Here is a 21,761-nt window from a genome sequence, read left to right as displayed (position 1 = left end):
TAGGCAGTAGGGAAGACAATCTTGAACAAATAATTTCGGGAATAGGTTCGTCCATGTTATAGTAGTGGACGTAGAAGACAGTGCCTAAGCTGGTTTTAGCTTGGCTTTTCTGTTATGATTAATCCATGTAAATACATCGATGAGGTGAGAATGAATGTTTGAAAATACCGAGACAAACGGCCCTGTGAACTGCTCGTTTTGTGGTAAATCACAAGATCAAGTTAAAAAGATCGTGGCTGGCCCCGGCGTTTATATCTGTAATGAATGTATCGATTTATGTAAAGAAATTATCGATGAAGAGTTTAGTGAAGAACAAACCCATGAATTAACAGATATTCCAACGCCAAAACAAATCGTTGACGAGTTGGACCAATATGTGATCGGTCAGAATGAAGCGAAGCGGACACTTTCCGTTGCGGTTTACAATCATTACAAGCGTGTGAAAGCCATGGCTGATAGTGATGATGAAGAGACCGAGGATGGTCCTGAATTACAAAAGAGTAATATTAGTTTGGTTGGTCCGACTGGTTCTGGGAAGACCTTCTTAGCCCAAAGTTTAGCCCGTATCTTGGATGTCCCATTTGCAATTGCAGATGCCACGACCTTGACGGAAGCCGGCTATGTTGGTGAAGACGTCGAAAACATTTTACTGAAGCTATTGCAAAATGCTGACTACGACGTTGAACGCGCGGAAAAAGGTATTATCTATATCGATGAAATCGATAAGATTGCCAAGAAGAGCGAAAATGTTTCCATCACTCGGGACGTTTCCGGTGAAGGGGTTCAACAAGCGTTGCTGAAGATTTTGGAAGGCACGATTGCCAATGTGCCGCCGCAGGGTGGTCGTAAGCATCCACAACAAGAATTTATTCAAATCGACACCACCAATATTCTCTTTATCGTCGGGGGCGCGTTTGATGGCATCGAAGATATCGTTAAGCGGCGTTTAGGCGATAAGACGATTGGCTTTGGTACTGACACTGATGGTAAGAATGCCGTCTTGGATGATTCTAAGAGCTTGATGCAACAAGTTGTCCCTGAAGACTTATTACAATTTGGGTTGATTCCTGAATTTATCGGCCGGTTACCAATCTTAACGGCGCTTGAACGGTTGACGGAAGATGACTTAGTTCGTATCTTGACGGAACCGAAGAACGCACTAGTTAAGCAGTACCAACGCTTGATCGCGCTTGATGGTGCTGAACTGGACTTCAATGATGATGCGCTCCGAGCAATTGCACAAGAGGCCCTGGCTCGTAATACGGGTGCACGTGGCCTTCGTTCGATTATTGAAGATACGATGCGGGATATTATGTACGATATTCCTAGTTGTGAAGATGTTAAGAAAGTGATCATTACCCGCGAAACGGTTGCTGATCATGCAGAACCAGAATTAGTATTGGCAGACCAAAAAGCGTCCTAGACGTGTTTGAGAGCCACAACGCTAATAAGTAACGCTCAGGACCGCGGTGAGTCTTTATCGGCGGTCCTGAGTGCTGTTTTCGGCGATGTGAGCGTAGTAGTCTGCTGATAATCGTATTTATGGTAAAATGGGTGCAATAACGAGTTGCAGAAGGAGTTAATTCGATGGAAGTGCATAACGTTGAACTTGTCATGAGCGCGGTGGCGCCTAGTCAATATCCCACTACGGGTTTCCCCGAGATCGGCCTAGCTGGACGATCAAATGTTGGGAAGTCCTCTCTAATTAATGTATTGATCAATCGCAATAGCTATGCGCGGACGTCTAGTCAACCTGGTAAAACACAGACGTTGAATTTTTATAAGGTTGAGGATCAGCTCTATTTTGTCGATGTTCCTGGTTACGGCTATGCAAAGGTGTCTAAGAAGGAACGTGAAAAATGGGGCCAAATGATTGAGACCTATTTGACGACCCGTGATACGCTTCGTGGCGTGGTTATTTTGGTTGATGCTCGGCATGCGCCAACCAAGGATGACGTGGCCATGTATGAGTGGATGCGTTACTATGAGATCCCATTATTGGTGGTTGCCACCAAAAGCGATAAAATTCCACGTGGCAAGTGGAACAAGCAAGAGAGTTTAATTAAAAAAACGCTCAATTTTCAACCGGAAGATGAGTTTATTGCCTTTTCAGCGAAGACTAAAGAAGGCAAGGACGCGGTCTGGCAATGGATTGAAGCACATACTGTAGGAGGCAACTAACTTGGAATTTAATGACTATCAAGCGTTGGCAAACCGGACGCTGTATGGGAATGAACAGGTTTTGACGAATTTATCATTGGGCTTGGCTTCTGAGACCGGCCAAGTGGTGGATCTCGTCAAAAAATATACGTTTCACGGTGAATCCTTGAGTAAGGACCAACTAACCAAGCAAATGGGCGACGTGTTATGGTACTTATCACAAGTTGCTGAATGGGCTGATATTCCATTTGAAGAAGTTGCTCAGCAAAACATTCAAAAATTAAACGACAAGTATCCTAGTGGTAAGCCGGTTAAATAAGTAAAATACAATCAAAATAGTGTCGTTAACCTAATATGTTAGGCTAACAGCAAGAATAGTCGTTGTCGATAATCTGCAAATGCAGGTTACCCGCAACGACTATTTTTGAATTTTGAGAGTCTATTAATTGCAATTGCCGTGGAAATGCGGTAAATTAATAATTGTAAAAAGAGTTGTGCACAACTTAATTGCTTTTTCAGGAAAGGATGCTTAACATGAAAATCAATATCAAAGACGATGCTCAAGCCTATTTAGCTGATAAGATCCCAGCAGGGAGTCAAGTTATTCTAACAACTGATGACGGTTCAAATAAATATTCCAGTCTAGGTGGCAGCTGTGCCATTGGTAATAAATTTCAATTAGTCATTCTTAAGGATGCTGATCCAGATTACACCACACCGCTCGAAAATAATGCGGGTTACGTGATGCACGTTGCGCCAGCCGATGAAGCCTATCTCGGTAATGGGTTGAATATTTCTCGCTGGCACAATGCGCTGGCATTGAAAGACGACAGTGGGATGTTAGACGGTGCCTTGGCCGTTGTTGATTGGCGCGATGTTTCACCAGAAACCGAAGCGGAACGGCGTGAAAAGATGCAAACAATCGGTACTAAAATTTGCTAAAGCGATAATGATGCAAACAAAAAAGCGATGGACAGGTGTCCATCGCTTTTTTGGTGCGTCATTATTTGTCGGCATCCTTTTTGTCAGTTGCCTTTGATTGTTTTCGTTTGGCATGTTCGTCGATTGTATCCTGAACGGCCTTCGTGGTGAGTTTATCCTTATCGTCAGGCCCAATGGCAAACTTGTCAAATAGTTTATCAAGGTTATCTTGACGTTGTACTTTTAAACCCATAAAATCATTCCTTTCGATTACCGCCTATCATAGCAAATTTCCGACCATTTGTCAGTTATTCGTCGTTTATGCATTTTAACGGGGCTGAAACGTGTATAAATGGCCCTTTTATGCATAAAATAAAGAAATTTTCAAAAATACTTGCATAAATAATCATATGCGGTTATACTTTATTCTTGTAAATTACAAAACGAGGAGAATACCTATGAAAAAAAGATTTGGGTTATTTTTAGCCATCATTGTGGCCCTGATCATGACGGTGGTCCCAATCGGACAGACCCAACATGCTCAAGCGGCCGATAATTCATTAGAACAAATTCAAAAAAAGGGTGTCCTAGTGATGGGGACGTCACCAGACTATCCGCCATATGAATTTCAGGCGACAGTCAATGGCAAGAGCAAGATTGTCGGGATGGATGTTCAGATTGGGAAGCAAGTTGCCAAGGACTTGGGCGTCAAGCTGAAGATCAAATCGATGTCATTTGACTCGTTACTAGTCGCACTCCAGACTGGGAAAATCGATATGATTATTTCTGGGATGAACCCAACCCCTTCACGGCGGAAGAACGTTGACTTCACGCATGTCTACTATCAGGGTGGTTATGATATTGTCATCAACAAGACTGATAAGGGCAAGTACAAGAACAAAGATTCTTTCAAGAATGGGACACTGGGTGCCCAAACTGGGACGACGCAATACAACGCCGTTAAGAAGCAGACCACTGCCAAAGCTAAAGGGATGACCTCTCAATCTGATTTGATCTTAGCCCTCCAAAGCCATAAAGTTGACGGGGTTGCCATGGAAAAGCCATCTGCTGAAGCTTATGTGGCAAACAACAAGAATTTAGTGGCCATTCCAAGTGGCTTCAACATGAGTTCCAGTGCCACCAGTTCCGCAATCGCGTTTCGGAAAGGGTCGACTAGCTTAGTTAACAAGGTTAATAAGACGGTTGATCGGATCAAGAAGCAAAATTTAGTTAAGAAGCAATATTTACCAGCTGCCGGCAAGTATTTAAAGACCAACACGGTCAATACCTCGATGGGCCACTACTGGAAAGCCTTTGCGACTGGGATTGAATATACCTTAATCATCACGGTTTGCTCAGTCTTCTTCGGGTTTATCATCGGGATTTTACTCGCCTTAGCTCGGATGGCAAAGGGCAATCCGCTCAAGACGGCCATTCGGTGGTTAGCGACGGCCTACGTTGAATTTATTCGTGGGACGCCAATGATGGTCCAAGTGATGTTCGTTTACTTTGGTCTCGGTCTATTCGTCAATCTACCAGCCTTGACTTCTGGGATTATTGCGATTTCCTTGAACTCCGGTGCGTACGTCGCTGAATATATTCGTGGTGGGATCAACTCAGTGGATGTCGGTCAGACCGAAGCTGCACGGAGTCTTGGGATGTCTAACGGTGAAACGATGCGCTACGTCGTCTTGCCACAAGCGTTGAAGAATATTTGGCCATCGCTTGGTAACGAATTTATTACCTTGATCAAGGATAGTTCGATCGTCTCAATTATTGGGGTTACTGAATTGATCTATCAAAGCAACATTGTTCGTTCTGATACCTACCGGGGCGTTGCACCAATCGTGGTCATCATGGTGCTCTACTTCATCTTGACCTTTACCGCCTCACGGATTTTGAACTACTTCGAAAGGAGAATGCAACATGACTAAACCAGTAATTGAAGTTAAAGACCTTGCGAAGAGCTTCGGTGAAAACGACGTGTTGAAGGATATTACCGAAAAAGTTGAACCAGGCCAGGTGATCGTTGTGATTGGCCCTTCTGGTGGTGGGAAGAGTACCTTTTTACGGTGCTTAAACCTACTAGAAACGCCTACTAGCGGCCAAGTTGCCTTTGAAGGCCAAGACTTAACCACCCTGGATACCAAGAGCGTTAACGCTTTGCGGGAAAAAATGGGAATGGTGTTCCAAGGCTTTAACTTGTTCCCAAATATGACGGTGTTGGAAAACATCAAACTGGCACCCATGAAGGTCAAGCACGTGGATGATGCCGCTGCAACTAAAACGGCTCATGAATTGCTGCAACGAGTTGGACTGGATGACCACGCGGATGCCTTTCCAAGCAGTTTATCTGGGGGCCAAGCACAACGGGTCGCGATTGCGCGGGCGTTGGCAATGAACCCCGAGGTGATGCTGTTTGACGAACCAACGTCAGCGCTTGACCCCGAAATGGTCGGCGAAGTGCTGAATGTAATGCAAGAACTAGCCAAAGACGGCATGACGATGGTGGTCGTGACGCACGAAATGGGCTTTGCGAAGTCAGTGGCTGACCGGATCTGGTTCATGGCTGACGGCTATATTCAGGAAAATAATACGCCTGATGAATTTTTTGCCAATCCACAAACGGAACGGGCTCAAGACTTTCTCTCTAAAATTTTAATGTAAGTTAGTGGCGGCAACCGGGATGCTCTCGGTTGCCGTTTTTTTAGGTTGAAGTGTGGAGGGTGACGTGCTTGAGTAATTAAAGTCAGGTATTGTGTGGACGGTGGCGACTGGCCGGTAGTTGTGCGGTATTGCAAGTTGCGTGGATGGCCCAAAATTTGATTGAAGGTTATCTGTCAACGGTTGTTGGTAATCTGATTAATTTAAGTTTAGAACACGAACTGGTGTCAGATTGGTCTCATGCTTGGCGGTTGATCCGGTGAGATGGCTAGGTATCTGGTTACCATAATTAAAATCATATTTGCGGGCTGTTTGGTTGAGCCCCATGCTAGCAGGCGGTATACTAATAATGCTAATCTAAACGAAGGGAAGGTGTCACATGGCATCCGCGCATATTGAACATAAATTAGCCTTATTACCAGATTTACCTGGTTGCTATCTGATGAAAAACTTAAATAGCCAGATTATCTATGTGGGTAAGGCCAAAAATTTGAAGAATCGGGTGCGTTCCTACTTCAAGAGTAGCCATACCGGTAAGACGGCGCGGTTGGTCTCGGAAATTGCGGATTTTGAATTCATCGTGACTTCGACGGACAAGGAAGCCTTTCTGCTTGAAATTACACTGATTCAAAAACACCAGCCGTACTTTAATATTAAGTTAAAAAAGGGCACGGGCTACCCGTATATCAAAATCACGAACGAGCGCGATCCGCAGATTTTGATTGTCAGTGATGTCCGTAAAGATGGCGGTTATTATTTTGGGCCGTATCCCAACGTCTATGCGGCGCAAGAAACGGTCAACTTCATTCAAAAAGTGTATCCGCTCCGACGCTGTCATGGCTTTCAAAATCGGCCGTGCCTGTACTACCATATGGGTCAGTGTTTGGGGGCCTGCTTCAAGACGGTACCAACGTCGGAATATGACGCACAAATTAAGCGGATTAAGTCATTCTTGAATGGTCACGTTGAGACGGTCAAGAAGCAACTGACGAAACGGATGACGAAAGCTTCCGCAGAATTGGAATTTGAACGAGCGGCAGAATTGCGCGATCAGCTGAACTATATTGAAATGACGGTCGAGAAGCAGAAAATCATCTCGAACGATAATACACCGCGGGACTTGTTCAACTTTTACTTGGATAAAGGTTGGCTCTCGATTCAAGTTTTCTTTATCCGGCAAGCGCGCCTGATGAAACGTGAGAAGCGGCTATTCCCAGTGGTGTCGACGGCACCCGAGGAAATGACCAGTTTTATTTTGCAATTTTATAATCGCAAGAATAACGTGCTGCCACGCGAAGTCCTAGTGCCGAGTGGGTTGGACAAACAAGTGTTGAGTGATATCTTAGGGATTCCCGTGCGCACGCCGCAACGAGGCCAGAAAAAAGATTTGTTAGATATGGCGCACAAAAACGCGCGCATCGTCTTAGAAGAGAAGTTCCGCTTGTTGGAATTGGATGAACGCAAGACCACCGGTGCGATGAAAGAAATCACGGACGCGCTAGGAATCCCAGCCGGTCATAAGATTGAAGCGTTTGACCACTCGCATATCCAGGGGGCTGATTTGGTCTCAGCGATGGTCGTCTTTACGGATGGTCAGCCTAATAAAAAGTTGTATCGAAAATACAAGTTGCGGACGGTCGACCATGCTGATGAAGCGGCGTCAACTCGTGAAGTGATTCGGCGGCGTTATACTCGGCTGCTAAAAGAGCATGCAGCACTGCCTGATTTGATTTTAATGGATGGCGGTGAGATTCAGCTGGAAGCGGCTAAGGACGTCTTAGAAAACGAGTTAGGCCTGGATACGCCCGTTGCTGCGATGGTCAAGAACGAACATCATAAGACGGCGGACTTGTTAGCGTCAGCTGGGGATCAACATTTACATCTTGATCCGAAGAGCCAAGGCTTTTATTTGTTACAACGCATCCAAGATGAGGTGCACCGTTTTGCCATTACGTTCCATCGGCAGGTCCACACCAAGCATTCGTTGAGTTCACGGCTGGACGAAATTCCGGGCGTTGGGCACAAGACACGCAATAAGCTATTGCGGAAGTTCGGCTCGATGAGCAAGATTGCGGCCGCCTCCGTTGAGGATATTCAAGCGTTAGGCATTGCCAAAAATGTCGCACAAACGGTCAAGTTTTCATTGGCCGGTGGCGGCGTGACACCGAAACATTATCAAAAAGGGGCCACTTAGGCGCTAAAAAGGACCACCAATCAGTTTTTGGACTGACTCGGTGGTCTTTTTTTTGTGATAGTGAAGGACCTGTGCATGATGCATTAGTCCATAGCTTAATTAGTTGAAAAATGAATTGGTTAGGGACGTTGGCTGATATTTAATCGAAATGTTTGTAAGTGAATACTAGCAGGAGGAAAGCAAAACTATTATACATTTTATATTATTTTGAGTAGTAACTATCAATAAATATAACACTATTGACTAATATGTCAATTTAAAACTGGCGATTCTCGAATATTTGCTTGCATTTATATGAGTTTAATGAAAAAAGTTGAAAACTATTGCGTTGTTTGCAATTAGTTTTCTACAATGAATGACATTCCTAAAGTAAAAGTCAATTAAGAGATATTGGAGCGTGTTAAATGGAGCAAATAATAACGTTTGATTTTATGGTCAAACTCGTCCGGCACTATTGGAAAGTTTTGTTGAGTTTGACATTGCTGGGCGGCCTGATTGCGACTGTCGTAACGCTGTGGATCGTAAAGCCGCAGTATCAAGCGAATGTCCAAATTCTGGTCAATCGCAAACACAGCAGTGCGGGAACCGATTTAACGGGCCAACAAGCCGATGTTCAGATGATCACCACCTATAAAGAGTTGATCACTAATTCGGTCGTCTTAAAGCCGGCTCGTCAAGATTTAATGGATGAGCATGGACTGCGCCGGTCAGTCAATACACTTAAGCAAGCGGTGAGTGTCACGAGCACGGCTAATTCACAGGTGTTTTCAATCGTCGTCCGTGATCATAACGCGTCGGCCAGTGCGGTAATTGCCAATCAAATTGCCACGACGTTTAAATCGCAGGTCAAACAGATTATCAAGGTGAATAATGTGACGATCGTCGCGCCAGCTGAGACGCCTGATGCACCGGTTTCACCGAAGAAAATGATTAATATTCTGCTGGGATTGGTGATGGGACTGCTACTGGGCCTGGTCTATGCCAGTGTTCGAATCCTGACGAATCGACGGGTACAGACCTTGGAATTTTTAACTGATGACTTACAACTTACGAGTTTAGGATTAGTCAATCATCAGCCGGTAGTGGCCACGAAGGCAGATAACTTAGCCGCCAAGCAGCGACCACAGACTGCGGCCAAACCTGCCATCAAACGCGTTTAGACATGGGGGACTAAGATGCAATTAAAGCGATTAAAGCGAAAAACCACCGCCGCGACGACGGGCGTGCAATTGACGACGATCACGGCACCGATGTCAGTGGTGACGGAACAGATTAAAACGATTCGGACCAATTTGAATTACGCGATGGTTGGAAAACCATTGAAAACGTTGATGGTTACATCAGCCATTCAGGGGGAAGGCAAGTCTACGGTGGCCGGTAACTTGGCGATCGAATATGCCAAAAAAGGGTTACAGGTCTTATTGGTTGATGCGGATTTGCGGCGACCGACCGTCCATCAGACCTTTGGAGTGCCAAATCAACGCGGGCTAAGTTCATGGTTGAGTGGACAACTTGAGGATGTCAATGATGCCATTCATCCCGCACGAGCGCATTTGTTCGTGATGCCTAGTGGCCCCAAACCGCCTAATCCGGCTGAATTACTAGCGAGTGACAAGATGACTGAGTTTTTGACAGTCGCGACTCGTAAGTTAGACCTGGTGATCGTGGATGCACCACCGGTACTGCCTGTGACAGATGCTCGGATTTTAGCTGGGCAGGTCGACGGCACGATGCTAGTCGTTCGCCAAAACGGGGTGGAAAAGACGGCAGTCCGTCAAGCGGTCGGGGCATTGAAGAAAGCTCATACACAACTGTTAGGGGCGGTGTTAAATGACGGCGACGTCAAAACTCACGGATATGGGTATGGCTATTATGGCAACGACGCGAACTGATTACGTTGATCTGCATTGCCATTTGTTGCCGGGGCTGGATGACGGGCCACAGACATTGGCGCAATCGGTCACGATGGCGCGTCAGGCGGTGGCCGATGGTATTCGTTACGTGCTTGCTACGCCGCACCATTTGGATCGGCATTATCAGAATCCAGGTCCGGTGGTCACTGCCGCAGTTGCAACTTTGCAAGCTGAACTCGAGCGACAACAAGTGCCGTTAACGGTGTTTGCCGGTCAAGAGATTCATCTGAGTGATGATTTAGTGACCAGTCCGCAGCAGCTGTTGGGGATTGATGCGAGTCAGCGTTATGTGTTGTTGGAACTGCCACATGAGCACGTTCCCAATTATTTGTCCCAAGTCGTGTTCGAATTATTGCAACGAGGGACGGTTCCGGTAATCGCACATCCGGAACGCAATACGGAAATGATTGCGCACCCTGAGCGACTTTATGACTTAGTACAGCAGGGGTGTTTAGCACAAGCAACGGCGGGCAGTTTAGTGGGGGATTTAGGTTATCAGGTTAAATGTACAACGCTGGAATTAATTAAATGCGGGTTGGTGCAAGTGATTGCGTCGGATGCGCATCTGATGCCTCAGCGAAGCTTCAGATTGCGAGCGGGCTATCAAGCACTCGCACATTTGGATGAAAGTTATGTAGAACGGTTTGAAGCAAACGCACGGCACTTATTGAACGGGGAAAAAGTCATGGCGACTGCAATCGTGCAGCCGCGTCGACAACGAAAATTTTGGCTATTTTGAGAGGGGTAATTAATCATGAAAGCATTAGTAACGGGGGGCGCGGGCTTCATTGGGTCGCACTTGGTCGATCATTTGGTAGAAGCTGGCTTTGACGTAGTGGTCGTTGATGATTTATCGATGGGAGCCATCAGCAACATCAAGCATTGGGAGGACGTCACGATTTATGTCGCTGATGTTTGTAATGATGAATTTATGCAACAACTACTTGCAGACGAACGACCAGATTACATTTATTTCTTGGCCGCTATCGCAAGTGTTGCGGATTCAATTGAACGACCAGCAGAAACGCATGCCGTCAATCATACGGCCGTATTTAATTTATTAGAGTACATTCGCAAGATTCAATTGCCAATCAAACAATTTCTGTTTACCTCATCCGCGGCTGTCTATGGCAATTTGCCAGAGTTACCTAAGCGTGAGGACTCCCGGGTCGCACCAGTTTCACCTTATGCGATTGATAAATATGCGACGGAACGGTTTGTGCTGGCATACGGTGAGTTATACGACTTACCGACCGTCTGTGTCCGGTTCTTCAACGTGTATGGGCCACGCCAAAATCCGAGTTCACCATATTCAGGTGTCTTATCAATTTTAACGGATTGCTTGAAATATCAACGACCATTTACCTTATTTGGCGATGGTAGCCAGACCCGTGACTTCGTCTATATTCAAGACGTCATCCAGGCACTTTGGCTAATTACGGAAAAGCAGGTCCAACACGAGGTCATCAATATCGCCAACGGTTCTGAAACGAGTTTGAACGGCATTATTAAGATGTATCAGGAGATTGCGGGCCAGTCATTGGAAATCAAGCAAGCGGAACAACGCGGTGGAGAAGTCGCACATTCCGTGGCAAGCATTGGCAAGTTGGCGCGGCTGAACTATTCGACTGAGTGGCCGTTAAGAAAAGGATTGACTAAATATTGGGAAGGGGAACGGGCGGATGCATGAAGTCGAAGTGAATGAGGCAGCTGCGGATGACGAATTCCAATACAAATTTATGACCCAGATTGGTGATCCGATAACGGGCTGGCGACTAGGGTTAAAGCGTTGTTTTGATTTGAGTGTTGGCTTAGTGGGAACCGTGTTGAGTGCACCAATTATTTTAATGTTCGCGATTATTATCAAACTCACGTCGGATGGCCCGATCTTCTACAAGCAGGAACGCGTTGGCTGGATGGGCACGAGCTTTGAACTGATCAAGCTTCGATCGATGTATCTTGATGCGGAAGCAAAAACGGGTGCGGTCTGGGCCCAGAAAAACGATCCGCGGATCACACCGATTGGCCGTTTCATGCGCAAGACCCGCATTGATGAATTACCGCAGTTTTGGCATGTTTTAAAGGGCGACATGAGCTTAGTTGGCCCGCGCCCGGAACGACCGGTATTAACGGAAAAATTTAGCCAACAGCATCCTGATTTTCCTAAGCGATTGCGCATTATTCCAGGCATTACGGGCTATGCCCAAATCAATGGGGGCTATGACATTACGCCAGGAGAAAAGTGCCAGTTGGATAATTACTATATTGAGCACTTCTCAGTCTGGTTTGATATTCGGATGTTGTTGGGGACAGTCAAGGTGATTTTCACTGGGGATGGTGCACGGTAGATGAAAATTGTTTATGTCATCACGCAGGCCACCTGGGGCGGTGCGCAAGCCCATTTATATAGCTTGATCCAACAACAGGTGCGACTGGGCAATACCGTCACCCTAGTTTGTGGCAAGACGGGTTGGCTAAGTACGAGAATCGGTGCCGATTTTCCATCGGTGGACGTTGTGCCAATTTCCAGCTTAGTACGTCAAATTGCGCCCATGCGCGATTTAAGTGCCATTCATGCCTTAAGAACGTTACTGCGAAGTAAGCGTCCGGATGTTGTCCATCTACATTCCTCAAAGGCCGGAATGATTGGGCGGTTAGCGACAGCCAGGTTGGGCTTTAACGTCATATTCACAGTCCATGGATGGGGGTTCACACCGGGAGTCGGGAAGAAGCGGCAACTGTTAATGAAAAGTATTGAGAAGCTATTGCGCCATTTAACGACCTATTACATCTGCGTCTCGCAGTTTGATTATGAGCTGGGGGTGCAAAACGGTGTGATTACTAAGAGACGTCCGGGGTGTGTGATTCATAATGGCGTTACGGCGTTGGATACACCGGTAAAACCTGAACGTCGAGAAAGGTTTGTTTTGTCCATGGCGGCACGTTTTGATGCGCCCAAGCGACAAGATATCCTAATCCGGGCGTTGTCGGAGCTACCTGAAGAAGTCCCAATTGTCTGTAACTTACTGGGCGATGGGCCCATGCTTCAAGAATGCAAAAATTTAGCAGCGCGTTTGAATGTGAGTTCGAAGGTGCAATTTCGGGGTGTCGTGGATAGTGTTCAGCAATATTATCGTCAGTCCGATGTTGCCGTCTTAATCTCAGATTACGAGGCACTTCCCATCAGTTTGGTAGAAGCGTTGGCACAGCGCCTACCAATAATTGCGTCTCACGTTGGTGGTATTGACGAATTAATCCATGAAAATGGCTTTTTAGTCGATAATGATCCCAAGCAAATTGCTGAAAAAATCATTTTACTCTACCAATCAAATCAAATGGCGCAGCTAAAACGTAATTCGTATCGAATTTACGAGCATCAATATACCGAACAGGCGATGCTAGAACAAACTCAAGCTTGCTATTTGCAATGCTTGGCTTAAATGAAGGGACCTTGTGATGACTAAAGTAGTTCATGTCTTATTTTCTTCCAAACTAGGTGGTGCTGAACAAGTTGCCATTAATATCAGTGAAAATTTAAAAACGGCTTATGACTTCACGTACTTTTCGCCAGCTGGGCCGATTCAAGAATGCCTGGCGGATGCAGAGATTGACTATCGAACTTTTAATCCAAAGCGAATTTTTGAGTTTGTGCGGACCATGAAGGCTATTGATCCTGATATTATTCACGCTCATGATTTTAAAGCCAGCTTCCTGGTTAATCTGTTGTTTCACCACATCCCAATCGTGACCCACATCCACCAAGCACCACGGTGGCAAACGGGTCGCAACTGGAAGAGTATTGCTTTCAAGTACGTTGGGCGAAAAAGTGCGCAAGTGCTCTATGTTTCGGATTATGCGAAAGAATCCTATCGGTACCAGCATCAATTATCAAATGTCACCATTGTCCCAAATGGAATTGATATGGCTCGAATCGTCAAGATGGCAAGCCCAAAGCCTGCACAGACGTTTGATTTATTATTTGTTGGTCGTTTAGCAGAAGTGAAAGATCCGGAAAAATTCGTGGAAATTGCACAACAATTGCTAGTGACCAATCCTGAATTGACAATTGGCATTATCGGCGATGGCGTTCTTAAGGAACGAATTAGCCACTTAATCCAGGCGACGCCACAAATTAAGTTATTAGGTTTTCAGAGCAATCCGTATCAATACATGGCGGCTGCCAAGGTCGTGCTGTCGACTTCAAAATCAGATGGGTTTGGCCTGACGATGGTCGAGGCGTCGCTGCTGGGGGCGATTCCGATTGCACCTCCTGTAGGTGGCATCTCGCAGACTGCCGTGAAAGTGAATGGCTTTATCTATATGCAAGAAGACGCACTCATCGAATTCTTAACCCGTCTTTTTTCAGATGCGGAATTCTATTGCGAAAACAAATTAAGACTAGCGAACGCTGATCTACATTATTACGACAAATCCCGGTTTATCGACCAAATCCAGCGAGTTTATCAAGAGGTTCTGAGCGATGATCGAAGTCGGTAGTCAAGCGAAAAATAAGTGTTGGAAACCGCTATCATTTCTGGTCGGATTTTATTTAATTTATCAACCAAACTTTTGGGCTAACACTTATCTTCCAATGATTGTGACGCTTGGAATAATGGTGAGTTGCGTACTGGTCCTATCGCCTAAAGAAATCGGACTGACGCTTAATCGACTGAAAATTTTTGTGATTGGTGTTGCATTATCAATGGTGTATTTTGCGTTTAGAGCGTTACTAGCTGACAATGATCCCCGCATTATCCAAAATACGGCAATTATCATCAACGTTATTGCTCTGGTGTTATGGTTGGAAGTGTTGCGAAAATATTTTCAGATGAGTGCCGAGCAAGTTCTGGGTTGGTTGCTGTGGCTAGTTGTGATTCAATGCTTCTTTGCGTTGATCATGCTAGTTAGTTCAGGGCTGAGAGCAGCCATTTTAGCAAGAACGGCAGCGGGCATCATTGAAAATCAGTTTGTTTACGGTGAACGCTTATATGGGATTAGCAGTGATTATACTTTCTTTACTCCCATCTATCACAGTATCATCGGCTTGATGGCGATTTATTTGGGCATGAATGTTAATAAAAAATATTATTGGTTTCTACCATTTTGTGTGTTCATTATTGTGCTGAATGGCCGTACTGGTTTGGTGACGTTAGTATTTGGTTTTGCCTTGATGTTAGCAAAGCGAATGGCAGCTAGCTTTCAAGGATTCGTACAAGGCAGTGTGTTAGTTGCCACGAGTATCGGATTTGCCATCTTAGGACTGTCTTTTTTACAAGCCATCCAGCCAGACACCTATACTTGGATCGTTAGCGGCTTCGAGGATACATTGGCACTTGTATTTGAGGGCAATAAGCAGGGGAATTATGAACAGTTGACCGACTCGTTTTTGCTATTTCCGACCGGCGTGTGGTCCTGGCTATTTGGATATGGTGTGCGTGTTTATGGCGGAAATGCCAGTAATATTTGGTTTGGCACTTCTGATATTGGTTACATCAACGACCTGTTTATGGGTGGCCTAGTTTACATGGGCATTCTATATAGCACGATTATTGCCCACTTAATCACTTGTCATAAAAAAGCTGAAGTCAAAGTTCGCGGGTCCATGCTGTTTCTAGCATTTTTTATCGTTCTGATAATTGCAAACTATAAGGGTGAAGTCGCTCGGAGCGGTGTTGTTTTGACATCAATTATATTTATGTGTTACTTATTTTCAACCGAACCACAGAATGAGGAGAGAACATGGAAATCAGCGTAGTTATGAGCGTTTACAACGAGCGGCCTGAACAGGTCCAGCAAGCGATTAGCTCTATTTTGAGACAAACCTATTTACCAACTGAGTTCATCATTGTACTCGACGATCCCAATCAAAGTGATTTGAAAGCATTACTGCAGGATTACGATCGCCAGACGGATATCATCAAGCTAGTGTTGAACCGAGAAAATATCGGTTTAGCGGCGAGTCTTAATAAGGCAATCGAGTTAGCCAGTAATGAACTGATTGCTCGCATGGACGCAGATGACATTTCAGAACCGAGGAGACTAGAGCTGGAGTTGGACGAGCTCAAACGACGGCACCTTGATTTGGTCTCCGGAAACATTGCTTACATGGATGAAAATGGCATTGTGACTGGCGGAAAGTCGATAATCCCGGAAGATGAACGACTGATTGCGAAATTGTTGCCGTATGGGTCGACCATTATTCACCCAACTGTGTTGATGCGTAAGTCAGCTATTGAACAGATTGGTGGATATCGACTGTTACCAACTGCCGAGGACTATGATCTTTGGCTGCGGATGATTGCTAGTGGGTTGGAAATTGGGTCGATCAATGCGCAAGTTTTGAAGTATCGCTTGCGTGACAATAGCATGACGAGTAATGCTTGGAAGACCTACATTGTGTCGCGATATATTCAGAAATTATATGTGCAACGAAAACGTACCGGCCACGACACCTTTAAATCTGACGACTATGATTTATTCGCCAAAATAAATGATGAGCCGATGCGCCAAAAGTTCAATCGTGGCCAGTATCATTTTGAATTGGCAATGTACGCGTTGAGAAACCGGAAAATTGGCCATGCTTGTTATCGAATTATCAAAGCGATGTTTACGACTAAAAACAATTTTCGGTTTGTCATCAATTATCTCAGCTTCAGGGTCATTTGGTTTGCAAGTGAGCGCGCACGGTAAAATGCAGCTGCGAGCATACGCGATGTTAGTTTTGTGAGCAGCAGATTGAAACTTGTTTGTTCGCACAATATTAGTTGGTTCGATTGGAATGCCAGATCACATTCGAATGATTGTGGTTAGTCAGGATGATCAAAAGGGGTGGCTGTCCGGACGAACTGCAGTATGTTCGCCGAAGATCCGTTCAAGGACAGTGGCAGGTCAGTTAGCCCGTCAGAGAAGGTCATAACGCAGTGACCTAATGAGAGAGGAGAAGTTATGTTAGTCAGTATCAAAAATAAATATCGATCTTTTCCTGTTCAAATTAAGGTTTCAATTTGGTTTCTGATCTGTGCCTTCTTAGAGAAAGGAATTTCCATCATTGCAACCCCCATCTTCACACGGTTGCTGTCTGCTTCAGAATATGGTCAATTTAACGTGTTATCTTCCTGGCTAACGATCGTGACCATCATTGTGTCATTGAATCTGTGTTACGGTGCTTATACACAAGGTTTGGTAAAATTTGATCAAAATCGCAGTGAGTATTCATCAGCGTTGCAGGGGCTGACAATTTTGTTGGTCTTGGTCTGGACGATTATCTATCTGATTTTTCATCAGTTCTGGAATGCCATTTTCTCGTTAACGACTACTCAGATGTTAGCGATGTTGCTGATGGTCTGGACCTCATCGGTATTTAACTTTTGGGCTGGTGAGCAAAGAGTCGCTGTCAAATATAAGTCCTTAGTCCTAGTCACACTGTTGGTTTCGTTTGCAAAACCAATTGTGGGTGTGCTGCTTGTCGTTCATGCCCAAGACAAAGTTACCGCCCGTTTTGTCGGGCTCGCGTTGGTTGAACTACTGGGTTATTCTGGTTTGTTTTTGATACAAATGGCGCGTGGCAGAAGATTTTTCTCAAAACGGTTTTGGCGCCATGCTTTACTGTTTAATCTACCCTTAGTACCACATTATTTATCACAAATTGTGCTCAGTAGTGCCGATCGCATCATGATTGCCAACATGGTAGATTCTAAAAGTGCAGGTATCTATAGCTTAGCTTATTCGATTTCACAGATTATGATATTGTTTAATGTTGCCTTGTCACAAACACTGAGTCCGTGGATCTACCAAAAAATTAAGGATAAGCGGATTGCCGAGATTGCAGGCGTCGCGTATGGGGCACTCATACTAATTGCGACGGTAAACATCTGTTTAATTGCATTTGCACCGGAAGTTGTTGCAATCTTTGCACCGAGCACCTATTACAGTGCCACCTGGATTATACCGCCAGTGGCAATGAGTGTCTTTTTCATATTTGCATTTGATTTATTTGCAAAATTTGAATTTTATTACGAACGGACCACTTTAATTATGGTTGCTAGTATCTTCGGTGCGGTGTTGAACCTGGTGCTCAATTGGTTATTGATACCACTTTTTGGGTACTATGCGGCAGGCTATACAACGTTGGCTTGTTACATGTTGTATGCAGTCTTTCATTATATTTTCATGAATCGAATTTGTCGAAAAGAAATTGGTAGCGTCCCATACAGCGCTAAGCTCTTACTGTTAATTACTGTGATCTTTCTAACACTGGGATTCATCTTGTTAAGTGCGTATTGGAATTTTTGGCTGAGGTATTTCATGATTCTGATGATCTTTCTTGGTGTATTTTTCAAACGTGATTATTTATGGGCGTTTATTGAACGAATGATACGAATGAGAAGCTAGCAGAGGATGATTGGGCATGTCTGCGAGCTTTCCAGTCCGACAAAAAAGCGACCGCAACCTCAAAGTTGCTGTCGCTTTTCCTGTCCTATCGAACTTTACCAGACCAATCCACATTGCCATGCAGCGTCCGCGTTGCGAGCACGAACCCGCGGAGACTGGTGTCTTTTGGCATCTTCTGCCAGGCCTGAATTGCGGCACTATCCTGAACAGCGGTGCCGCGGAAGAGGGCGATGTTGGCTGCGGCCATGCCACGTGCCAGCTGATTGACTTTCGTGGTCGACAGATTGGTTTCATCACGATCCTCGTATAACTGACTGAGGGCGGCGTTGTACCCGGCTGCGTAGAGCACGTCATGATCATACTTCTGATAGGCGCGCATGGCTTTGGTGCCATCATGCCGTTTAATATAAGCGCTGACGTTCAGCGGCGTGGCGTGGTAAGTGGCAGTACCAGTGTCCTGATTGATTTTTAATGTTCCATAGTAATGTGAGCCAAGTATCAAGGCACCACTAGCGATATCAGTCAGTGAATGGCCGTTGACGTTGGTCGATTTAATATTTTGAGCATGAATATGACCGGTCAGTGAGAGCTTGATTCCCGCGGAAGTGAAGGTTTTGCGCACATCCTCAGCATAACCGATCGTGTAGTCTTGATGAATCACGGTATGGTCCATCGTATTATGATGGAGGACTGGAATCAGCGTCGCGTGCGCTTTTTTTGCTTGACGGCCCACTTTGGCGATCCACTGGAGGGTGCCATCCGTCAAACCGCCGCCAACGGTCGAGTTGCCTTGTTGATAATTACTTTTATAAATAGCGGAGTTGAGCATCAGAAACCAAGTCCGTTTGCTAGGTTTGACCAAGTAGCTCAGCGAATTTGGGTCCTGTTCACTGGCTTGACCGTAGCCGGCTTGGTGATAAATCTTTTTAAACTGAGTCGGACTGGTTGCCTCAGCGGTGTATTGATGCTGGCCTTTGAAGCCACGGGCAATCGGATTATTTAAGTCGTGATTACCGGGAACCACGTAAACGCGGATGCCGTGGTTGGTCAATCGCCTGAGCTGTTTGGCCACGTATTTATGACTCGCTTGCTCGCCGTTATTGGTGATGTCACCACTAATGAGCACGACATCGGGCTTCGTTTTTAACGCTTGAGCAATCCACGCTTTAAATATCGTTGCACTGTACTTTAAATCCGCACCCGCGTCATTGCCCGCATACTGATTGAAAGCCTTACCATTATCATGCAGGCTAGGCGCAATCACGTGATCATCACTAATGACCATTGCCGTTAAAGTTTTGTGGGTGACGGCGGGGATGGTGGTAGCTTGCTGTGAGTGACAGCCCGTGAGCACCAGGCTGATACCGCTAATGGTCAGCAGGGCGAGTAATGGTTTCCATATTTTCATCTTAATCGTCTCGATTCTAGAAGTCCTATTAAATTTATTATACCCGTTTATTTGCAGGGTTAGCTGAGTAAGTTATGGAAACCAACAAAAAAAGACGATCATTACGATCGTCTTTTTGTAACTATGCATAATTAAGCTTTTTTAGCAGGCTTCCAAACCCCGAGAATCACCCCGGCAATGACAGCACCAATAATGGTTGCGCCAATGAAACCCCAAATGTTTGTGGCGAGCAATGAAACCCACAGGCCACCATGAGGAGCAGGGACTGCAACGCCCCAGAGTTGCGTCAAACCACCAGCAATGGCGGCACCAACAACACTAGAACCAATGACGTGCAATGGGTCAGCAGTGGCGAATGGAATGGCACCTTCAGTAATGAAGGAAATCCCAAGTAACCAGTTTGAAATCCCAGCTTTACGTTCGTCATCCGTGAACTTCTTTGGCCAGAATGCCGTTGCAATCGCCGTTGCCAATGGTGGCACCATCCCACCGGCCATAACAGCGGCCATCAAGTTACCATCTTGGGTGGCAGTAAAGGCACCCGTTGCGAAGACATAAGCGGCCTTGTTGAAAGGACCACCCATATCGATCGACATCATTCCACCGAGCACTAAACCAAGTAGGACGGCGTTCCCAGTACCCATTGAGTTCAAGAAGTGGGTAATCCAGGCATTGATAACAGAGAAGATTGGGTTAACAACGAAGAACATCAGCGCAGCAATAATTAATAAGCCGAGAATTGGGAAAATCAACATTGGCTTCATACCGTCTAAGGATTGTGGCATGTTCTTAGTCCACTTCTTCATCCAAACGGTAATGTAACCGGCTAAGAAACCAGCGGCTAAACCACCTAAGAAACCAGCAGGACTTTTGGCATTAGCGGTGATCGAAGCGGTGTAAACACCACCGTAAGCACCGGTGTAGACCGTCGCCATGAAACCACCAACGAACCCAGGCAACAACGCAGGACGATCACCGATCGATTCGGCAATGTAACCAGCTAAGACGGGTACCATGAAAGCAAAGGCCATGTTACCAGCTTGGTTGAAGAAGGTGAAGGCCAGACTCTTGCTACCAGCAAACTGTTCGATGATGAAGGAGAGGGCCATTAAGATCCCACCACCAACAACGAATGGCAGCATGTGGGAAATCCCGTTCATTAAGTCTTTGTAAACTTCGCCCCAAACGCTACCGTTTGCACTGCCAGCTTCGTCATCATCAGCATCGCCGCCATCAGCATCGTGATAAACGGGCGCTTTGCCACTTAAGGCTTCTTGAACGAGTTGGTCAGCTTTGTTGATCCCGTCCGTTACGGGGCGGTTAACTAAGTGCTTACCATCAAAACGAGCCATTTTGACTTTCTTATCAGCGGCAATCACGACCCCATCGGCCCGAGCGATTTCATCGGCAGTCAATAAATGCTTGACCCCTTCAGAACCGTTCGTTTCGATTTTAATGTCGACGCCAGCTGCTTCGCCGGCCTTGATCAATGCGGCTTCAGCCATGTAAGTGTGGGCGATACCGTTTGGACAAGCGGTAACCCCAACGAGATATGGCCGTTTCTGATCAGTAGGGGTGCTGGCTGCTGCAGCTTCTTTTTCAGCTTTCGCAGCGGCATCCTTCGCTTCTTTTTCTTCCTTGGCAGCTTGCGCATCACCGAATAATTGTTGTACTTCTTCGGGTGACTGTGCATTCTTAAGTTTGGCCACTAAGTCAGGGTCGATCAGCAAGCTTGAGAGGGCGGCCAGTGCAGCCAAGTGGGTGTTGTTGGCGCCTTCTGGAGCAGCAATCATAAAGAAGAGGTGAACGGGTTGACCATCCAACGCGTTGAAGTCAACACCGTCTTTACTTTTGGCAAAGAGCACGGTAGCCCGGTTAACGGCCTTATCTTTGGCGTGGGGCATTGCGATCCCATCACCGATCCCGGTCGTTGATTCGGCTTCCCGTTTGATGATGTCTTGTTTGTAGAGTGCTTCGTCATTGATGACGCCTTGTTCGGCATATTTATGAACTAATTCATCAATGGCTTCATCCTTGGTCGTGGCTTGCATGTCCATGATCATGACATCTTTTAGTAATAAATCGCGGATATCCATGTTAAGGTAACAGT

Annotated in this window: 20 protein-coding genes; 17 read left to right on the top strand and 3 right to left on the bottom strand. The window is 45.7% G+C overall.

Annotated features, from left to right (window positions below; translation table 11 throughout):
- Nucleotides 1–154: 154 nt before the first annotated feature.
- The 4 genes from clpX (at nt 155) to KGF65_RS13780 (ending at nt 3,102) form a co-directional block, all read left to right on the top strand.
- Nucleotides 155–1,423 carry an ATP-dependent Clp protease ATP-binding subunit ClpX gene (clpX, locus tag KGF65_RS13795; RefSeq protein ID WP_216748640.1) on the top strand — a complete coding sequence of 423 codons (1,269 nt, stop codon included), beginning with the start codon at nt 155–157 and terminating at the stop codon, nt 1,421–1,423.
- A gap of 164 nt (nt 1,424–1,587) precedes the next feature.
- The gene (gene yihA / locus KGF65_RS13790) at nt 1,588–2,181 is read left to right on the top strand and encodes a ribosome biogenesis GTP-binding protein YihA/YsxC (RefSeq protein WP_216748639.1); all 594 of its coding nucleotides are present in this window, start codon (nt 1,588–1,590) and stop codon (nt 2,179–2,181) included.
- Nucleotide 2,182: 1 nt separating this feature from the next.
- Nucleotides 2,183–2,479, top strand: a complete 297-nt coding sequence (locus tag KGF65_RS13785) for a nucleoside triphosphate pyrophosphohydrolase family protein (RefSeq protein WP_003639013.1) — start codon at nt 2,183–2,185, stop codon at nt 2,477–2,479.
- 215 nt (nt 2,480–2,694) lie between these two features.
- Nucleotides 2,695–3,102, top strand: a complete 408-nt coding sequence (locus KGF65_RS13780) for an iron-sulfur cluster biosynthesis family protein (protein WP_050338448.1) — start codon at nt 2,695–2,697, stop codon at nt 3,100–3,102.
- A gap of 61 nt (nt 3,103–3,163) precedes the next feature.
- Here KGF65_RS13780 and KGF65_RS13775 read toward each other — a convergent pair whose 3' ends face one another.
- Entirely contained in the window at nt 3,164–3,334 is a 171-nt protein-coding gene (locus KGF65_RS13775; protein WP_082230224.1) for an SPJ_0845 family protein, read from the bottom strand.
- 205 nt (nt 3,335–3,539) lie between these two features.
- Here KGF65_RS13775 and KGF65_RS13770 point away from each other — a divergent pair, with 205 nt between their 5' ends.
- The 13 genes from KGF65_RS13770 to KGF65_RS13710 all read left to right on the top strand — a co-directional run bounded on the left by KGF65_RS13770 (nt 3,540) and on the right by KGF65_RS13710 (nt 18,243).
- The gene (locus tag KGF65_RS13770) at nt 3,540–5,015 is read left to right on the top strand and encodes an ABC transporter substrate-binding protein/permease (RefSeq protein WP_050338449.1); all 1,476 of its coding nucleotides are present in this window, start codon (nt 3,540–3,542) and stop codon (nt 5,013–5,015) included.
- Entirely contained in the window at nt 5,008–5,748 is a 741-nt protein-coding gene (locus KGF65_RS13765; RefSeq protein WP_088771120.1) for an amino acid ABC transporter ATP-binding protein, read from the top strand. Before KGF65_RS13770 ends, KGF65_RS13765 begins: the two co-directional genes overlap by 8 nt.
- Nucleotides 5,749–6,124: 376 nt before the next feature.
- Complete coding sequence (gene uvrC, locus KGF65_RS13760) at nt 6,125–7,939, top strand: excinuclease ABC subunit UvrC (protein WP_216748638.1); 1,815 nt, start codon at nt 6,125–6,127, stop codon at nt 7,937–7,939.
- A gap of 404 nt (nt 7,940–8,343) precedes the next feature.
- Nucleotides 8,344–9,099, top strand: coding sequence for a YveK family protein (locus tag KGF65_RS13755; protein ID WP_101873319.1), 756 nt, complete (start codon nt 8,344–8,346; stop codon nt 9,097–9,099).
- Nucleotides 9,100–9,114: 15 nt separating this feature from the next.
- Nucleotides 9,115–9,831, top strand: coding sequence for a CpsD/CapB family tyrosine-protein kinase (locus KGF65_RS13750; RefSeq protein WP_216748637.1), 717 nt, complete (start codon nt 9,115–9,117; stop codon nt 9,829–9,831).
- Complete coding sequence (locus tag KGF65_RS13745; RefSeq protein ID WP_313850631.1) at nt 9,770–10,591, top strand: CpsB/CapC family capsule biosynthesis tyrosine phosphatase; 822 nt, start codon at nt 9,770–9,772, stop codon at nt 10,589–10,591. The genes KGF65_RS13750 and KGF65_RS13745 overlap by 62 nt, the downstream gene beginning before the upstream one ends.
- Nucleotides 10,592–10,606: 15 nt before the next feature.
- On the top strand, nt 10,607–11,542 hold the full coding sequence (locus KGF65_RS13740; RefSeq protein ID WP_050338455.1) for an NAD-dependent epimerase/dehydratase family protein: 936 nt from the start codon (nt 10,607–10,609) through the stop codon (nt 11,540–11,542).
- Nucleotides 11,535–12,200, top strand: a complete 666-nt coding sequence (locus KGF65_RS13735; protein WP_088771123.1) for a sugar transferase — start codon at nt 11,535–11,537, stop codon at nt 12,198–12,200. Before KGF65_RS13740 ends, KGF65_RS13735 begins: the two co-directional genes overlap by 8 nt.
- Nucleotides 12,201–13,292 (top strand): glycosyltransferase family 4 protein, encoded by a 1,092-nt coding sequence (locus tag KGF65_RS13730; RefSeq protein ID WP_101873321.1) that lies wholly within the window; start codon nt 12,201–12,203, stop codon nt 13,290–13,292.
- Nucleotides 13,293–13,308: 16 nt separating this feature from the next.
- Nucleotides 13,309–14,349, top strand: coding sequence for a glycosyltransferase (locus tag KGF65_RS13725; protein WP_105923689.1), 1,041 nt, complete (start codon nt 13,309–13,311; stop codon nt 14,347–14,349).
- Complete coding sequence (locus tag KGF65_RS13720; protein WP_101873323.1) at nt 14,333–15,607, top strand: polysaccharide polymerase; 1,275 nt, start codon at nt 14,333–14,335, stop codon at nt 15,605–15,607. The genes KGF65_RS13725 and KGF65_RS13720 overlap by 17 nt, the downstream gene beginning before the upstream one ends.
- Nucleotides 15,592–16,542 (top strand): glycosyltransferase, encoded by a 951-nt coding sequence (locus KGF65_RS13715; RefSeq protein WP_216748636.1) that lies wholly within the window; start codon nt 15,592–15,594, stop codon nt 16,540–16,542. The genes KGF65_RS13720 and KGF65_RS13715 overlap by 16 nt, the downstream gene beginning before the upstream one ends.
- Before the next feature lie 255 nt (nt 16,543–16,797).
- The gene (locus tag KGF65_RS13710) at nt 16,798–18,243 is read left to right on the top strand and encodes a lipopolysaccharide biosynthesis protein (RefSeq protein WP_216748635.1); all 1,446 of its coding nucleotides are present in this window, start codon (nt 16,798–16,800) and stop codon (nt 18,241–18,243) included.
- A gap of 85 nt (nt 18,244–18,328) precedes the next feature.
- Here KGF65_RS13710 and KGF65_RS13705 read toward each other — a convergent pair whose 3' ends face one another.
- Both KGF65_RS13705 and KGF65_RS13700 read right to left on the bottom strand, forming a co-directional pair.
- Nucleotides 18,329–19,651, bottom strand: a complete 1,323-nt coding sequence (locus KGF65_RS13705; RefSeq protein ID WP_105923687.1) for a metallophosphoesterase — start codon at nt 19,649–19,651, stop codon at nt 18,329–18,331.
- Nucleotides 19,652–19,782: 131 nt separating this feature from the next.
- Complete coding sequence (locus tag KGF65_RS13700; protein ID WP_216748634.1) at nt 19,783–21,747, bottom strand: fructose-specific PTS transporter subunit EIIC; 1,965 nt, start codon at nt 21,745–21,747, stop codon at nt 19,783–19,785.
- Between the last annotated feature and the right edge of the window lie 14 nt (nt 21,748–21,761).

Source organism: Lactiplantibacillus sp. 30.2.29, from assembly GCF_018991255.1.
Classification (GTDB): domain Bacteria; phylum Bacillota; class Bacilli; order Lactobacillales; family Lactobacillaceae; genus Lactiplantibacillus; species Lactiplantibacillus pentosus.
The sequence above is the reverse complement of the archived record's forward strand: the minus strand, read 5'-3'. Positions and strand labels throughout refer to the sequence as shown.

What these genes read in the sequence shown, in the direction of transcription:
- clpX (WP_216748640.1), top strand. Translation starts at nt 155, where the DNA reads ATGTTTGAAAATACCGAGACAAACGGCCCTGTGAACTGCTCGTTTTGT.
- yihA (WP_216748639.1), top strand. Translation starts at nt 1,588, where the DNA reads ATGGAAGTGCATAACGTTGAACTTGTCATGAGCGCGGTGGCGCCTAGT.
- KGF65_RS13780 (WP_050338448.1), top strand. Translation starts at nt 2,695, where the DNA reads ATGAAAATCAATATCAAAGACGATGCTCAAGCCTATTTAGCTGATAAG.
- KGF65_RS13775 (WP_082230224.1), bottom strand. Translation starts at nt 3,334, where the DNA reads ATGGGTTTAAAAGTACAACGTCAAGATAACCTTGATAAACTATTTGAC.
- KGF65_RS13770 (WP_050338449.1), top strand. Translation starts at nt 3,540, where the DNA reads ATGAAAAAAAGATTTGGGTTATTTTTAGCCATCATTGTGGCCCTGATC.
- KGF65_RS13765 (WP_088771120.1), top strand. Translation starts at nt 5,008, where the DNA reads ATGACTAAACCAGTAATTGAAGTTAAAGACCTTGCGAAGAGCTTCGGT.
- uvrC (WP_216748638.1), top strand. Translation starts at nt 6,125, where the DNA reads ATGGCATCCGCGCATATTGAACATAAATTAGCCTTATTACCAGATTTA.
- KGF65_RS13755 (WP_101873319.1), top strand. Translation starts at nt 8,344, where the DNA reads ATGGAGCAAATAATAACGTTTGATTTTATGGTCAAACTCGTCCGGCAC.
- KGF65_RS13750 (WP_216748637.1), top strand. Translation starts at nt 9,115, where the DNA reads ATGCAATTAAAGCGATTAAAGCGAAAAACCACCGCCGCGACGACGGGC.
- KGF65_RS13745 (WP_313850631.1), top strand. Translation starts at nt 9,770, where the DNA reads ATGACGGCGACGTCAAAACTCACGGATATGGGTATGGCTATTATGGCA.
- KGF65_RS13740 (WP_050338455.1), top strand. Translation starts at nt 10,607, where the DNA reads ATGAAAGCATTAGTAACGGGGGGCGCGGGCTTCATTGGGTCGCACTTG.
- KGF65_RS13735 (WP_088771123.1), top strand. Translation starts at nt 11,535, where the DNA reads ATGCATGAAGTCGAAGTGAATGAGGCAGCTGCGGATGACGAATTCCAA.
- KGF65_RS13730 (WP_101873321.1), top strand. Translation starts at nt 12,201, where the DNA reads ATGAAAATTGTTTATGTCATCACGCAGGCCACCTGGGGCGGTGCGCAA.
- KGF65_RS13725 (WP_105923689.1), top strand. Translation starts at nt 13,309, where the DNA reads ATGACTAAAGTAGTTCATGTCTTATTTTCTTCCAAACTAGGTGGTGCT.
- KGF65_RS13720 (WP_101873323.1), top strand. Translation starts at nt 14,333, where the DNA reads ATGATCGAAGTCGGTAGTCAAGCGAAAAATAAGTGTTGGAAACCGCTA.
- KGF65_RS13715 (WP_216748636.1), top strand. Translation starts at nt 15,592, where the DNA reads ATGGAAATCAGCGTAGTTATGAGCGTTTACAACGAGCGGCCTGAACAG.
- KGF65_RS13710 (WP_216748635.1), top strand. Translation starts at nt 16,798, where the DNA reads ATGTTAGTCAGTATCAAAAATAAATATCGATCTTTTCCTGTTCAAATT.
- KGF65_RS13705 (WP_105923687.1), bottom strand. Translation starts at nt 19,651, where the DNA reads ATGAAAATATGGAAACCATTACTCGCCCTGCTGACCATTAGCGGTATC.
- KGF65_RS13700 (WP_216748634.1), bottom strand. Translation starts at nt 21,747, where the DNA reads ATGGATATCCGCGATTTATTACTAAAAGATGTCATGATCATGGACATG.